The following is a 14,946-nucleotide window of genomic DNA, read 5'->3' as shown; positions in this document are numbered from 1 at the left end:
GAAACGGTCGCGGGGGCCTCGGCCGTTCGGCGGGGGCGGGGCTACCAGCCGCGCTCGCGCCACTCGTCGAGGTGCGGGCGCTCGGCCCCCAGGGTGGTGTCGTTGCCGTGGCCGGGGTAGACCCAGGACTCGTCGGGGAGGACGTCGAAGATCTTCTCGGTGACGTCGCGGTAGAGCGTCCGGAAGGCCTCCGGGTCGCCCCAGGTGTTGCCCACGCCGCCGGGGAAGAGGCAGTCGCCGGTGAAGACGTGCGGGTGGCCCTGGGGGTCGTCGTAGACCAGCACGATCGCGCCGGGGGTGTGGCCGACCAGGTGGCGGACGGTGAGCTCGACCTCGCCGACCCGCAGCCCGGCACCGTCCGCGAGCAGCAGCTCGGTGGGGACGTCGATGCCCTCGGCGTCGTGCTCGCCGGCGGCCGTCCGGGCGCCGGTGGTGGCGACCACCTCGGCCAGCGCGCCCCAGTGGTCGTGGTGCCGGTGGGTGGTGACCACCGTTTCGAGGTCGTCCCCGACGGTCTCCAGCAGCACCGGCGCGTCGGCGGCCGCGTCGATCAGGAGCTGTTCGTCGGTGGCCCGGCAGCGCAGCAGGTAGGCGTTGTTGTCGTACGGGCCGACGGCGACCTTGGTGATGATCAGGTGGGCCAGCTCCCGCACGTCCGGCGCTCCGCCGACCTTGACCGCTCCGTGGTACGTCATCCGTTCGCTCCCTCTCCAGTGGCTCCTGGGATCATCCTCGCGCCGTCAGCCCATCGGGGGAAGCCGGGGGAGGGTGGTGCCGGGGGCGTGGCGCAGGCCGTCGCCGGTGGAGCGGCCGGAGAGCCACGCGGTCAGCGCGCGGACCGGGCCCTCGACGGTCAGGGCCGGGGTGCCGGTGCCGATCACGGCGCGGTCCTCGGTGTCGTCGGCGACCAGCTCCACGGCGGGCAGGCCGGCCTCCCCGGCCAGCCCCTCGGCGAGCCCGCGGAACCGGGTGACCGCGAACTCCTGCGGCCAGTGCGCCGGGGTGTAGCCGCCGTCCAGGTCGACGTGGTGGAACTCCAGCTCCACCACGCGCTTGCCCGGGATGTCGAAGGCCGGGAAGACGTAGCCGGAGCGGTGCCTGACCCCGACGGCCCAGGCCTCGGGGGCCATCAGCGCGGCGGCGGCCAGGAAGCGCTCGTGGGACTCCCGCAGGTCGGCGAGCTGGACCTCCAGCGGGCGCGGCGCGTCGCGCTCGATGTCCTGGTCGCGGGCCTCGTTGCTGGCGTACTGGGGGACGTCGGTGCCGGTGCGGGCGCCGGTCAGCAGGTTGACCAGGGAGTCGGCGTTGCGGGCGAGGTGGGCCAGCACGTGGCCGCGGGTCCAGCCGGGCAGCGCGGAGGGCTCGGCGAGCGCCTCGGGCTTCAGCTCGGCCGCGGTGTGCAGCAGGTGCCGGGTGCTCTCCTCGACCAGGGACAGGTGCCGGGCGGCGGCCGCGGCGGCGGAGTGCGGGTCGGTCGGCTGCGGGTCGGTCATCGAATCCGCCTTCTGTGACGAGAGGGTGCGTTGCCCGTGGGGGCTTCGCTCGTTGACCAGGTGACGCTACCGCCGGATCCGGGCTCTGAGCAGGGGGTTTTCGGCTATGCGCGCCGTGCGGGTACGGACGGCCCCGGGGTGGCCCTCACTCGTTCGGGTGGTCTCCGCTGGACAGAGTCGATATTCGAACGTCTGAGCTATAGGCTGGCTGCCGCATCCTGGAAGAAGTACAGATACTCACCGCAAGCCCTCTCGCCCCGGAGAAAGGCGCCAGAAGCAGTGGCCGACCGCCTCATCGTCCGCGGTGCTCGCGAGCACAACCTCAAGAACGTCTCGCTCGACCTGCCCCGCGACTCCCTCATCGTCTTCACGGGCCTCTCCGGCTCCGGCAAGTCCTCGCTCGCCTTCGACACGATCTTCGCCGAGGGCCAGCGCCGCTACGTCGAGTCGCTGTCCTCCTACGCCCGCCAGTTCCTCGGGCAGATGGACAAGCCCGACGTGGACTTCATCGAGGGCCTTTCCCCGGCCGTCTCGATCGACCAGAAGTCCACCAACCGCAACCCCCGTTCGACCGTCGGCACCATCACCGAGGTCTACGACTACCTGCGCCTGCTGTTCGCCCGGATCGGCAAGCCGCACTGTCCGCACTGCGGCCGGCCGATCGCCAAGCAGTCGCCGCAGGCGATCGTGGACAAGGTGCTGGAGCTCGCCGAGGGCACCCGCTTCCAGGTGCTGAGCCCGGTGGTGCGCGAGCGCAAGGGCGAGTTCGTCGACCTCTTCGCCGACCTCCAGTCCAAGGGCTACTCCCGTGCCCGCGTCGACGGCGGGACGATCCAGCTCGCCGAGCCGCCGAAGCTCAAGAAGCAGGAGAAGCACACCATCGAGGTGGTGATCGACCGCCTGACCGTCAAGGACAGCGCCAAGCGGCGGCTCACCGACTCGGTGGAAACGGCCCTGCGCCTGTCCGGCGGCATGGTCGTGCTCGACTTCGTCGACCTCCCCGAGGACGACCCGGAGCGCGAGCGGATGTACTCCGAGCACCTCTACTGCCCGTACGACGACGTGTCGTTCGAGGAGCTGGAGCCGCGCTCGTTCTCCTTCAACTCGCCGTTCGGCGCCTGCCCGGACTGCTCGGGCCTGGGCAACCGGATGGAGGTCGACCCGGAGCTGGTCGTGCCCGACGTCGAGCGCTCGCTGGACGAGGGCGCGATCCACCCGTGGTCGGCCGGGCACGCCAAGGAGTACTTCCAGCGCCTGATCGACGCGCTCGCCGGGGAGCTCGGCTTCCGCACCGACATCCCCTGGGCCGGGCTGCCCGCCCGGGCCAGGAAGGCGCTGCTGTACGGGCACAAGCACCAGGTGGAGGTCCGCTACCGCAACCGCTTCGGCCGGGAGCGCTCGTACAGCACCGGCTTCGAGGGCGCGATCCCGTTCATCCAGCGCCGGCACACCGAGGCGGAGAGCGACAGCAGCCGCGAGCGCTTCGAGGGCTACATGCGCGAGGTGCCCTGCCCGACCTGCCAGGGAACCCGGCTCAAGCCGGTGGTGCTCGCGGTCACCGTCGAGGGCAGGTCGATCGCCGACGTCTCCTCGATGTCGATCAGCGACTGCTCCGAGTTCCTGGGCGCGATGAAGCTGAACGCCCGGGACAAGCAGATCGCCGAGCGGGTCCTCAAGGAGGTCAACGAGCGGCTGCGCTTCCTGGTCGACGTCGGCCTGGACTACCTCTCGCTCGACCGCGCGGCCGGCACCCTGTCCGGCGGCGAGGCCCAGCGCATCCGGCTGGCCACCCAGATCGGCTCCGGCCTGGTCGGCGTGCTGTACGTGCTGGACGAGCCGTCCATCGGCCTGCACCAGCGGGACAACCACCGGCTGATCGAGACGCTGGTGCGGCTGCGCGACATCGGCAACACCCTGATCGTCGTCGAGCACGACGAGGACACCATCAAGACCGCGGACTGGGTGGTCGACATCGGCCCGGGCGCCGGCGAGCACGGCGGCAAGGTGGTGCACTCCGGCTCGCTGAAGCAGCTGCTCACCAACAAGGAGTCGCTGACCGGCCAGTACCTCTCCGGCAAGCGGTCCATCCCGATCCCGGCCTCCCGCCGCGAGCGGGACAAGAAGCGCCAGCTGACCGTCCACGGCGCCCGCGAGCACAACCTCAAGGACGTCACGGTCGGCTTCCCGCTGGGCACCTTCACCGCGATCACCGGCGTCTCCGGCTCCGGCAAGTCGACGCTGGTCAACGACATCCTGTACACCCACCTCGCGCGGGAGCTGAACGGCGCCCGCAGCGTGCCCGGCCGGCACACCCGGATCACCGGCACCGACCAGGTGGACAAGGTGGTGCACGTCGACCAGTCGCCGATCGGCCGTACCCCGCGCTCCAACCCGGCCACCTACACCGGCGTGTTCGACCACGTCCGCCGGCTCTTCGCGGAGACGCAGGAGGCCAAGGTCCGCGGCTACCTGCCCGGCCGGTTCTCCTTCAACGTCAAGGGCGGCCGCTGCGAGAACTGCTCGGGCGACGGCACCATCAAGATCGAGATGAACTTCCTGCCGGACGTCTACGTGCCGTGCGAGGTCTGCCACGGCGCCCGGTACAACCGGGAGACGCTGGAGGTCCACTACAAGGGCAGGTCCATCGCCGAGGTGCTGGACATGCCGATCGAGGAGGCCCTGGACTTCTTCGAGGCCGTCCCGGCGATCGCCAGGCACCTGCGCACGCTCAACGACGTCGGCCTCGGCTACGTCCGGCTCGGCCAGTCCGCGCCCACCCTCTCCGGCGGTGAGGCGCAGCGCGTCAAGCTCGCCTCGGAGCTCCAGAAGCGCTCCACCGGGCGGACGGTCTACGTGCTGGACGAGCCCACCACCGGCCTGCACTTCGAGGACATCAGCAAGCTGATCAAGGTGCTCAGCGGGCTGGTGGACAAGGGCAACACGGTGATCGTCATCGAGCACAACCTCGATGTGATCAAGACCGCCGACTGGGTCGTCGACATGGGCCCCGAGGGCGGCGCCGGCGGCGGCACGGTGGTCGCCGAGGGCACCCCGGAGCAGATCGCGGCCGGCCCGGAGAGCCACACCGGCAAGTTCCTGCGGGACATCCTGCCGGCCGACTTCACGGACGCCCCGGTCGCCGCCCCGGCGAAGAGGGCGCCGCGCAAGCGCGCGGCCGCCGCGAAGAAGTAGTCCCGTCCGGCCACCCCGCCGCTCCCCGCCGCCGCACCCCGGGTGGCCCGGGAGCGGCGGGGTGGCGCGGCATAGAATTCCGTGGTCCCTCGCCGCAGCAGCAACCGTAGGAGCACACCGATGTCCGAGGCCCCCGAGACCAGCCCCACCGCCTCCCGCCGCACCCTGCTCTGCGGGGCCGCGGCCGTCCTGGCGGCCGGCGGCACCGTGGCGGTCACCGGGTGCAGCTCCTCGTCCTCCTCCGGCAACAGCGCCCCCAAGGGCCCGGTCGACCTCGGCCCGGCCTCGGCCGTGCCGGAGGGCGGCGGCAAGGTCTACCGCGAGCAGAAGATCGTGGTGACCCAGCCCACCGCCGGCCAGTACAAGGCGTTCAACGCCCGGTGCACCCACGCCGGCTGCCTCGTGGACCAGGTGAAGAACAACCAGATCCAGTGCCCCTGCCACGGCAGCCGCTTCGCCATCACCGACGGCGCAGTGCAGGACGGACCGGCCCCCTCCCCGCTGCCCGCCTACACCGTCACGGTCGAGGGCGGCAACCTCAAGGTGACCCCGAGCTGACCCAGTTGACCGCCTTCCGACCGCCACGGTCCTCCCCGACGATCTCCGCCCCGCGGCCCCGGCCCCACTCGGTACGGTGGACCCATGGCTGACCCGAGCACCTACCGCCCCGCGCCCGGTGCGATCCCGACCTCCCCCGGCGTCTACCGGTTCCGCGACGCCCACGGCCGGGTCATCTACGTCGGAAAGGCCAAGAGCCTGCGGCCGCGCCTGTCGTCGTACTTCCAGGACCTGGCCGGTCTGCACCCGCGCACCGCGACGATGGTCACCACCGCCGCCTCGGTGGAGTGGACCGTGGTCGGCACCGAGGTCGAGGCGCTCCAGCTGGAGTACTCCTGGATCAAGGAGTTCGACCCGCGGTTCAACGTCAAGTACCGCGACGACAAGAGCTATCCGGAACTCGCCGTCACCCTCGACGAGGAGTACCCGCGGGTCCAGGTGATGCGCGGGGCGCACAAGAAGGGCGTGCGCTACTTCGGCCCGTACGGGCACGCCTGGGCGATCCGCGAGACGGTCGACCTGCTGCTGCGCGTCTTCCCCGTCCGCACCTGCTCCAACGGCGTCTTCAAGCGCGCCCGCCAGGTCGGCCGGCCCTGCCTGCTCGGCTACATCGGCAAGTGCGCCGCGCCCTGCGTCGGCAAGGTCTCGGCGGACGAACACCGCGCGCTGGCCGAGGACTTCTGCGACTTCATGGCCGGGCGCACCGGCAACTACCTGCGCCGGCTGGAAGAACAGATGCAGGAGGCCGCCGAGGAACTGGAGTACGAGAAGGCGGCCCGGTTGCGGGACGACATCGGCGCCCTCAAGCGCGCGATGGAGAAGAACGCCATCGTGCTCGCCGACGCCACCGACGCCGACCTGCTGGCCCTCGCCGAGGACGAGCTCGAAGCCGCCGTGCAGATCTTCCACGTCCGCGGCGGCCGGGTGCGCGGCCAGCGCGGCTGGGTCACCGACAAGGTCGAGGACGTCGACACCGCCGGCCTGGTCGAGCACGCCCTCCAGCAGCTCTACGGCGGCGGCGAGTCCGTCCCCCGCGAGGTGCTCGTCCCCGCTCTGCCCGACCCGGCGGAGCCGGTCCGCGAGTGGCTGAGCGGCCTGCGAGGGAGCCAGGTCGACCTGCGCGTCCCCCAGCGGGGCGACAAGAAGGACCTGATGGCCACCGTGCAGCGCAACGCCCAGCAGGCGCTCGCACTGCACAAGACCAAGCGCGCCTCCGACCTCACCACCCGCAGCCGCGCCCTCCAGGAGATCGCCGACGCGCTGGAGCTGGACTCCGTCCCGCTGCGCATCGAGTGCTACGACATCTCCCACCTCCAGGGCGAGGACGTGGTCGCCTCCATGGTCGTCTTCGAGGACGGCCTGGCCCGCAAGAGCGAGTACCGGCGCTTCCAGATCAAGGGCTTCGAGGGCCAGGACGACGTCCGCTCGATGCACGAGGTGATCGGCCGGCGCTTCCGCCGCTACCTCCAGGAGCGAGAGCAGACCGGCGAGTGGGCCGTCCCGGAGGAGGACGACACCGGCACCGGCCCGGGCGGCGGCACCGACCCGGACACCGGCGCCGGCGGCACCCGGGACGAGGACGGCCGCCCCAAGCGCTTCGCCTACCCGCCGCAGCTGCTGGTCGTCGACGGCGGGCAGCCGCAGGTCGCCGCGGCCAAGCGCGCCCTGGACGAGCTCGGCATCGACGACGTCGCGCTGTGCGGCCTGGCCAAGCGCCTGGAGGAGGTCTGGCTGCCCGGCGAGGACGACCCCGTGGTGCTGCCCCGCTCCAGCGAGGGCCTCTACCTGCTCCAGCGGGTCCGCGACGAGGCACACCGCTTCGCGATCAGCTATCAGCGCAACAAGCGTTCCAAGCGACTCACCGCCGGGGAACTGGACTCCGTCCCGGGCCTCGGCGAGACTCGCCGCCGGGCGCTGCTCAAGCACTTCGGCTCGCTGAAGAAGCTCCGGGCCGCCACCGTGGACGAGCTCTGCGAGGTACCCGGCATCGGACGCCGCACCGCGCAGACTGTTGCGGAGGCGTTGTCGTCCCGTACACCCGTCGCACCCGCGGTCAACACCGCGACCGGCGAGATCATCGAGGACGGGGCCGAGCAGGCCGCCGCGCCGGTGGCAGCAGCACCCCAGACCGCACCATCCCAGGAGACGCCATGACGGCCGACGCCGCCCGTCAGCCGGTGTGCCCCGGCCCCGCCCGCCTGCCCGGGCCGGGGAAGGGCGGCCGAGCCGTACGCGTTCTCCCCAGTAGAAAGACCGAGAGCGGGGAACCGAAGTGACCGTGTCAGACGTGGCCGAGAACGCGCCGGAGCTGGTGATCATCTCCGGGATGTCCGGAGCCGGCCGCTCCACCGCGGCCAAGTGCCTGGAGGACCTCGGCTGGTTCGTGGTGGACAACCTGCCGCCGGCCCTGATTCCGACCATGGTCGACCTGGGCGCGCGCTCCCAGGGCAACGTCGCCAGGATCGGCGTGGTCGTGGACGTCCGCGGCCGACAGTTCTTCGACGACCTGCTCACCTCGCTGGACGAGCTGGAGAAGCGCGGGGTCCGGCTCCGGGTCGTCTTCCTGGACTCCTCCGACGAGGCGCTGGTGCGCCGCTTCGAGAGCGTCCGCCGCCCGCACCCGCTGCAGGCCGACGGCCGGATCGTGGACGGCATCGCCCAGGAGCGCGACCTGCTGCGCGACCTGCGCGGCGAGGCCGACCTGGTGATCGACACCTCCAACCTCAACGTGCACCAGCTGCGCGCCAAGCTGGACGCCCAGTTCGCCGACCACGACGAGCCCGAGCTGCGCGCCACCGTGATGTCCTTCGGATTCAAGTACGGCCTGCCGGTCGACGCCGACCTCGTGGTGGACTGCCGCTTCCTGCCCAACCCGCACTGGGTGCCCGAACTGCGGGCCCGCACCGGCACCGACGCGGACGTCGCCGACTACGTCTTCCAGCAGCCCGGAGCCAACGAGTTCCTGGACGGTTACGCCCAGCTCCTGCGCATCATCACCGAGGGATACCGCCGCGAGGGGAAGCGCTACATGACGCTTGCCGTAGGCTGCACCGGTGGCAAGCACCGCAGCGTCGCCATGTCCGAGCGTCTGACCAAGCGTCTCATCGCCGACGGAGTCGAGACGGTGCTCGTCCACCGTGACATGGGACGGGAGTAACCGCCGCCTCCCTGCCGGGCCCGCCGGCGGAGCGGTCGGCGGGCCGAGGAACGCGAGGTGAGTGTGGCGGGATACGTGCCCGGGCGACAGCCGCAGAGCAGGACCGGTGACCGGGCGGGCAGCCCGGCCCGGCCCACGGCGCCGGGCCGTCCGCGCAGCAGTCCCGCCCGCGCCAATCCGGCGCCCAGGATCACCGCGCTCGGCGGCGGGCAGGGCCTGTCGGCCTCGCTGTCGGCGCTGCGCCGGCTCACCAGCGACCTCACCGCCGTGGTCACCGTCGCCGACGACGGCGGCTCCAGCGGCCGGCTGCGCGAGGAACTGGGCGTGCTGCCCCCGGGCGACCTGCGCAAGGCGCTGGCCGCGCTGTGCGGGGACGACGACTGGGGCCGCACCTGGTCCGAGGTGATCCAGCAGCGCTTCACCGGCAACGGCGAGCTCGGCGGCCACGCGGTGGGCAACCTGCTGATCGTCGCGCTCTGGGAGAAGCTGGGCGACCCGGTGGCGGCACTGGACTGGGTCGGCCGGCTGCTCAACGTGCAGGGCCGGGTGCTGCCGATGTCGGCGGTGCCGCTGGACATCGAGGCGACCGTCCGCGGCCACGACCCGCTGCGGCCCGGCGAGGTCACGGCCGTGCGCGGCCAGGCCGACGTCGCGGTGACCCCGGGCACCGTGCAGTCGATCCGGCTGCTGCCGGACGAGCCGCCCGCCGTCCCGGAGGCGGTCACCGCCGTCCGGGAGGCGGACTGGGTGGTGCTCGGCCCCGGCTCCTGGTTCACCAGCGTGCTGCCGCACCTGCTGGTGCCCGAGCTGGCCGCGGCGCTCACCGAGACCCGCGCCCGCCGCCTGCTCACCCTGAACCTGGCCCCCCAGCCGGGGGAGACCGAGGGCTTCACGCCGCAGCGTCACCTGGAGGTCATCGCCGACCACGCTCCGGACCTCGCCGTGGATGCGATCCTGGTGGACGAGCGCGCCGTCACCGGCGGGGCCTTCGGCCAGGCCGACCTGGACGGACTGGAGAAGGCCGCCGAACGGATGGGAGCGGCTCTGGTGCTCGGCTCGGTGGCCCGCGCCGACGGGACGCCGCGACACGACCCCGAGCTGTTGGCGGCAGCGTACGACCGGATTTTCCGGACACATGGAAGGATCGGGCCATGGCGATGACTCCAGCGGTGAAGGACGAGATCAGCCGGCTCCCGGTCACCCGGGCCTGCTGTCGCAAGGCGGAGGTGTCGGCGATCCTGCGGTTCGCGGGCGGGCTGCACATCGTGAGCGGCCGCATCGTGATCGAGGCGGAGCTGGACACCGGAGCGGCGGCACGACGGCTGCGCAAGGACCTGCTGGAGATCTTCGGGCACTCCTCGGACCTGGTGGTGATGGCCCCCGGCGGACTGCGCCGGGGGAGCCGCTTCGTGGTCCGGGTGGTCAAGGACGGCGAGCTGCTGGCGCGCCAGACCGGGCTCGTGGACGGCCGCGGCCGTCCGATCCGGGGCCTGCCCCCGGCGGTCGTCTCCGGGGCCACCTGCGATGCCGAGGCGGCCTGGCGCGGGGCCTTCCTGGCGCACGGCTCGCTCACCGAGCCGGGCCGCTCCTCCTCGCTGGAGATCACCTGCCCCGGCTCGGAGGCCGCCCTCGCCCTGGTCGGCGCCGCCCGCCGGCTCGGCATCCCGGCCAAGGCCCGCGAGGTGCGCGGCGTCGACCGGGTGGTGATCCGCGACGGCGACGCGATCGGCGCCCTGCTGACCCGGCTCGGTGCGCACGAGTCGGTGCTCGCCTGGGAGGAGCGCCGGATGCGGCGCGAGGTGCGCGCCACCGCCAACCGGCTGGCCAACTTCGACGACGCCAACCTGCGCCGCTCGGCCCGCGCCGCGGTGGCGGCCGGCGCCCGGGTGGCCCGCGCGCTGGAGATCCTCGGCGACGAGGTGCCCGAGCACCTGGCCGCGGCCGGCCAGCTGCGGATGCAGCACAAGCAGGCCTCGCTGGAGGAGCTGGGCGCGCTCGCCGACCCGCCGCTGACCAAGGACGCGGTGGCCGGGCGGATCCGCCGCCTGCTGGCGATGGCCGACAAGCGGGCCTCCGAGCTCGGCCTGCCGAGCACCGAGGCCAGCCTCACCGACGAGATGGCGATGAACTGACGCCAACGCCAACGCTCACGCTCCGTGATCACGACAGGCCGGTGCCCGGACTTCCGGGCGCCGGCCGCGGTCGTTTCCGGACAGCCGCGACACTCCCGAATTGGTAGAGACCACTGACCTGGGACCAACTGCCCGGCGGGCCAGGGCCGGACGGCCTGAAATGGGGTTTGGGGCACGCCACGCCCGGTCTCACCAGGCGGCGCGATGTGCCGTCCCAGGCCCCGGAGGGGTAGGGTCATAGGCGGTCGGGGACTTCCCAAATCTCATCCCGCCGGGCCTCGCGCCCGGCGTACCTAACGAGGAGATCGGTTCGTGACGATCCGGGTAGGCATCAACGGCTTCGGCCGCATCGGCCGCAACTTCTTCCGCGCGGTCAAGGCCCAGGGCGCGGACATCGAGATCGTCGGTGTCAACGACCTCACCGACACGAAGACCCTGGCTCACCTGCTCAAGTACGACACCACCCTGGGTACCCTCCAGGCCGAGGTCTCGCACACCGAGGACAGCATCACCGTCGACGGCCACACCTTCAAGGTGACCGCCGAGCGTGACCCCGCGAACCTTCCGTGGGCCGCCCTGGGCGCCGACATCGTCGTCGAGTCCACCGGCATCTTCACCAAGGCCGAGGCCGCGAAGAAGCACCTCGCCGCCGGCGCGAAGAAGGTCATCATCTCGGCGCCCGCCACCGACGAGGACGTCACCATCGTCCTGGGTGTCAACGACGAGAAGTACGACGCCGCCAACCACCACATCATCTCCAACGCCTCCTGCACCACCAACTGTGTGGCGCCGATGGCGAAGGTGCTGAACGAGAGCTTCGGCATCGTCAAGGGTCTGATGACCACCGTCCACGCGTTCACCAACGACCAGGTGACCCTGGACTTCCCGCACAAGGACCTGCGCCGTGCTCGTGCGGCCTCGCAGAACATCATCCCGACCTCGACCGGTGCCGCCAAGGCGACCGCCCTGGTCCTGCCGGAGCTGAAGGGCAAGCTGGACGGCACCTCGCTGCGCGTCCCGGTCCCGACCGGCTCCATCACCGACCTGGTCGTCACCCTGGAGCGCGAGGTCACCAAGGACGAGGTCAACGCCGCCTTCCAGAAGGCCGCGCAGGAGGGCCCGCTCAAGGGCATCCTGGCCTACACCGAGGACCCGATCGTCTCCTCGGACATCGTGAACGACCCGGCCTCGTGCATCTTCGACAGCCAGCTCACCATGGTCCAGGGCAACCAGGTCAAGGTGCTCGGCTGGTACGACAACGAGTGGGGCTACTCGAACCGCGTCGTCGACCTGGTCACCCTCGTCGGCGGGCAGCTCTGACGTTGCGGGAGCTGACGTGATGTAGGGGCGAGGGCCCGGACGGCGTACGGTGCCGACCGGGCCCTCGTTCCGCGCTCAAGGACTTCTCAGGCGGCCCCTGCGCCGTGCCGCCTCACTGCGCATCAACCATCTCCCCAGGAGAAACCGAATCCCCGTGAAGACCATCGAAGAGCTCATCGAAGCCGGTGTCGAAGGCAAGCGCGTCTTCGTGCGCGCCGACCTGAACGTGCCGCTGGACGGCGACACGATCACCGACGACGGCCGCATCCGCGCCGTCGCGCCGACCATCGCCAAGCTGGCCGCGGCCGGTGCGAAGGTCGTCGTCGCCTCGCACCTCGGCCGCCCCAAGGGCGAGCCGGAGTCGCGGTTCTCGCTCGCCCCGGTGGCCGGGCGCCTCGGCGAGATCCTCGGCAAGGACGTCGCCTTCGCCACCGACACCGTCGGCGACAGCGCCGAGGCCACCGCCGCCGCGCTGGCGAACGGCGAGGTCGCGCTGCTGGAGAACCTGCGCTTCAACGCGGGTGAGACCAGCAAGGACGACGCCGAGCGCAAGGCCTTCGCCGAGCAGCTGGCCGCGCTGGCCGACCTGTACGTGGGCGACGGCTTCGGCGCCGTGCACCGCAAGCACGCCTCGGTGTTCGACCTGCCGGCCCTGCTGCCGCACGCCGCCGGCGACCTGATCGCCACCGAGGTCGGCGTGCTGAAGAAGCTCACCGAGGACGTCGCCCGCCCGTATGTCGTCGTGCTCGGGGGCGCCAAGGTCTCCGACAAGCTCGGCGTGATCGACAACCTGCTGGAGAAGGCCGACCGGATCCTGATCGGCGGCGGCATGGCGTACACCTTCCTCAAGGCCAAGGGCCACGAGGTCGGCATCTCGCTGCTGCAGGCCGACCAGGTCCCGGTCTGCCTGGAGTACCTGGCCCGGGCCGAGCAGCGGGGCGTCGAGTTCGTGCTGCCGACGGACGTCCTGGTCTCCGCCGAGTTCCCGGACCTCAAGACCAAGGCCCCGGCGAACCCCACGACCGTCGATGCCGATGCCATCCCGGCCGACCAGGAGGGCCTGGACATCGGCCCGAAGACCCGCGAGCTGTACGCGGCCAAGCTGGCCGACGCGGGCACGGTGTTCTGGAACGGCCCGATGGGCGTCTTCGAGCACCCGGACTACGCGAACGGCACCAAGGCCGTCGCGCAGGCCCTGCTCGACAGCGACGCGTTCACCGTGGTCGGCGGCGGCGACTCCGCCGCGGCCGTCCGCATCCTGGGCTTCGACGAGAACGCCTTTGGACACATTTCGACCGGCGGCGGCGCCAGCCTCGAGTACCTGGAGGGCAAGACCCTCCCCGGTCTCGCCGCACTGGAGGACTGACACACATGACCGACCGTCTCCCGCTGATGGCGGGCAACTGGAAGATGAACCTCAACCACCTTGAGGCCATCCAGCACACCCAGAAGCTGGCCTTCGCGCTGGCCGACAAGGACTACGAGGCCGTCGAGGTCGCCGTCCTGGTGCCGTTCACCGATCTGCGCTCGGTGCAGACCCTGGTCTTCGGCGACAAGCTGAAGATCAAGTACGGCTCGCAGGACATCTCGCAGCACGACGGCGGGGCCTACACCGGCGAGGTCTCCGGCCCGATGCTGGCCAAGCTCCAGTGCACCTACGCGGTGATCGGCCACTCCGAGCGCCGCCAGTACCACGGCGAGAACGAGGAGATCGTCAACGCCAAGGTGAAGGCCGCCTACCGGGCCGGGGTCACCCCGATCCTGTGCGTCGGCGAGCCGCTGGAGATCCGCAAGGCCGGCACCCACGTCGAGTACACCCTGGCCCAGCTGGACGGCGGCCTGGCCGACGTCCCGGCCCACCAGGCCGAGTCGATCGTGGTCGCCTACGAGCCGGTCTGGGCGATCGGCACCGGCGAGGTGGCCACCCCGGAGGACGCGCAGGAGGTCTGCGCCGCCATCCGCAAGCGGATCGCCGAGCTGTACGACGCCGAGCTGGCCGGCAAGGTCCGGGTGCTGTACGGCGGTTCGGTGAAGTCGTCGAGCGCGGCCGGTCTGATGGCCAAGCCCGACATCGACGGCGGCCTGGTCGGCGGTGCCTCGCTGGACGCCGACGAGTTCGTCAAGATCGTGCGCTACCGTGAGCAGGCAGTAGGCTAACGCCGCCGCAGCAACGTAGGCTTTGGGGCCGGACCGCCGTACGCGGCCCGGCCCCTTCGCCGAAGATACGAGAGAGTTGGTCCCGTCGTGGTTCTCGGGTTCTCGATTGCCCTGATCATCTTCAGTCTTCTGATGATCCTGCTGGTGCTGCTGCACAAGGGGAAGGGCGGCGGCCTGTCGGACATGTTCGGCGGTGGCGCGATGTCCACCGGCGGCGGTTCGGCGGTGGCCGAGCGCAACCTGGACCGCATCACCATCGTGGTCGGCGTGGGATGGTTCGCGTCCATCATCGTCCTCGGCCTGCTGATGAAGACCTCGGTCTGACGTATCCCTGACGCCCCGTCGCCCGAGCGCCTATCCTGGGACGGTCGGGTGCGGAGGCGATGGTGGCGGATGCTTAACTCCTGCTTACACTAGGACGACTTTCGCCACCGACGCGCACCGCGGCGGGTCGGCGCACCAGTACGCAGGGAGTCAGACCGTGGCAAGTGGCAATGCCATCCGTGGCAGCAGGGTCGGGGCCGGCCCGATGGGCGAGGCGGAGCGCGGCGAGTCCGCCCCGCGCAACCGGATCTCCTTCTGGTGCGCGAACAAGCACGAGACCCGTCCCAGCTTCGCCGCCGAAGCGGCGATCCCGGAGACCTGGGACTGCCCGCGCTGCGGCTTCCCCGCGGGGCAGGACCAGCACAACCCGCCGGCGCCCTCGCGCAACGAGCCCTACAAGACCCACCTCGCCTACGTCCGTGAGCGGCGCACCGACGCCGACGGCGAGGCGATCCTGGCCGAGGCGCTGGCGAAGCTCCGCGGCGAGATCTGAGCCCGTCGCAACGGTCCGAACGCAACGGCGAACAGCACGAAGGGCGCCACCGTCGAGTGACGGTGGCGCCCATAGGCATCGGCGGGGCGGCGACGCGGAGGCCCGCGGGTAGAGCCGGTA

Annotated in this window: 13 protein-coding genes; 11 read left to right on the top strand and 2 right to left on the bottom strand. The window is 71.5% G+C overall.

Annotated elements, in window-relative coordinates:
• Positions 1–41: 41 nt before the first annotated feature.
• Both ACWGJO_RS05070 and ACWGJO_RS05065 read right to left on the bottom strand, forming a co-directional pair.
• Positions 42–695 carry an MBL fold metallo-hydrolase gene (locus tag ACWGJO_RS05070; RefSeq protein WP_359912905.1) on the bottom strand — a complete coding sequence of 218 codons (654 nt, stop codon included), beginning with the start codon at positions 693–695 and terminating at the stop codon, positions 42–44.
• 45 nt (positions 696–740) lie between these two features.
• On the bottom strand, positions 741–1,493 hold the full coding sequence (locus tag ACWGJO_RS05065) for a maleylpyruvate isomerase family mycothiol-dependent enzyme (RefSeq protein WP_452182188.1): 753 nt from the start codon (positions 1,491–1,493) through the stop codon (positions 741–743).
• Positions 1,494–1,772: 279 nt separating this feature from the next.
• Between ACWGJO_RS05065 and uvrA the strand changes: the two genes are divergently transcribed.
• The 11 genes from uvrA to ACWGJO_RS05010 all read left to right on the top strand — a co-directional run bounded on the left by uvrA (position 1,773) and on the right by ACWGJO_RS05010 (position 14,826).
• Positions 1,773–4,685, top strand: coding sequence for an excinuclease ABC subunit UvrA (uvrA, locus tag ACWGJO_RS05060; RefSeq protein ID WP_452182187.1), 2,913 nt, complete (start codon positions 1,773–1,775; stop codon positions 4,683–4,685).
• A 120-nt stretch (positions 4,686–4,805) separates the two neighbouring features.
• Positions 4,806–5,243, top strand: coding sequence for a Rieske (2Fe-2S) protein (locus ACWGJO_RS05055; RefSeq protein WP_452182186.1), 438 nt, complete (start codon positions 4,806–4,808; stop codon positions 5,241–5,243).
• Positions 5,244–5,327: 84 nt separating this feature from the next.
• Positions 5,328–7,397, top strand: a complete 2,070-nt coding sequence (gene uvrC, locus ACWGJO_RS05050) for an excinuclease ABC subunit UvrC (protein ID WP_452182185.1) — start codon at positions 5,328–5,330, stop codon at positions 7,395–7,397.
• Between the two features lie 118 nt (positions 7,398–7,515).
• A complete protein-coding gene (gene rapZ / locus ACWGJO_RS05045) occupies positions 7,516–8,400 on the top strand; it encodes an RNase adapter RapZ (RefSeq protein ID WP_359912919.1) in 885 nt (294 codons plus the stop codon).
• 63 nt (positions 8,401–8,463) lie between these two features.
• Entirely contained in the window at positions 8,464–9,561 is a 1,098-nt protein-coding gene (locus ACWGJO_RS05040; RefSeq protein ID WP_380548970.1) for a gluconeogenesis factor YvcK family protein, read from the top strand.
• Positions 9,552–10,532, top strand: a complete 981-nt coding sequence (whiA, locus tag ACWGJO_RS05035) for a DNA-binding protein WhiA (protein WP_049649611.1) — start codon at positions 9,552–9,554, stop codon at positions 10,530–10,532. Before ACWGJO_RS05040 ends, whiA begins: the two co-directional genes overlap by 10 nt.
• A gap of 312 nt (positions 10,533–10,844) precedes the next feature.
• Positions 10,845–11,852, top strand: a complete 1,008-nt coding sequence (gene gap / locus ACWGJO_RS05030) for a type I glyceraldehyde-3-phosphate dehydrogenase (RefSeq protein WP_387685624.1) — start codon at positions 10,845–10,847, stop codon at positions 11,850–11,852.
• Between the two features lie 154 nt (positions 11,853–12,006).
• Complete coding sequence (locus ACWGJO_RS05025) at positions 12,007–13,218, top strand: phosphoglycerate kinase (RefSeq protein ID WP_452182184.1); 1,212 nt, start codon at positions 12,007–12,009, stop codon at positions 13,216–13,218.
• 5 nt (positions 13,219–13,223) lie between these two features.
• Positions 13,224–14,009, top strand: coding sequence for a triose-phosphate isomerase (tpiA, locus tag ACWGJO_RS05020; protein WP_359912928.1), 786 nt, complete (start codon positions 13,224–13,226; stop codon positions 14,007–14,009).
• Positions 14,010–14,096: 87 nt separating this feature from the next.
• Positions 14,097–14,333, top strand: a complete 237-nt coding sequence (gene secG, locus ACWGJO_RS05015; protein WP_359817184.1) for a preprotein translocase subunit SecG — start codon at positions 14,097–14,099, stop codon at positions 14,331–14,333.
• 205 nt (positions 14,334–14,538) lie between these two features.
• The gene (locus ACWGJO_RS05010; RefSeq protein WP_223245297.1) at positions 14,539–14,826 is read left to right on the top strand and encodes an RNA polymerase-binding protein RbpA; all 288 of its coding nucleotides are present in this window, start codon (positions 14,539–14,541) and stop codon (positions 14,824–14,826) included.
• Positions 14,827–14,946: the final 120 nt, after the last annotated feature.

The sequence above is a fragment of the Kitasatospora sp. NPDC054795 genome, assembly GCF_053611565.1.
The sequence above is the reverse complement of the archived record's forward strand: the minus strand, read 5'-3'. Positions and strand labels throughout refer to the sequence as shown.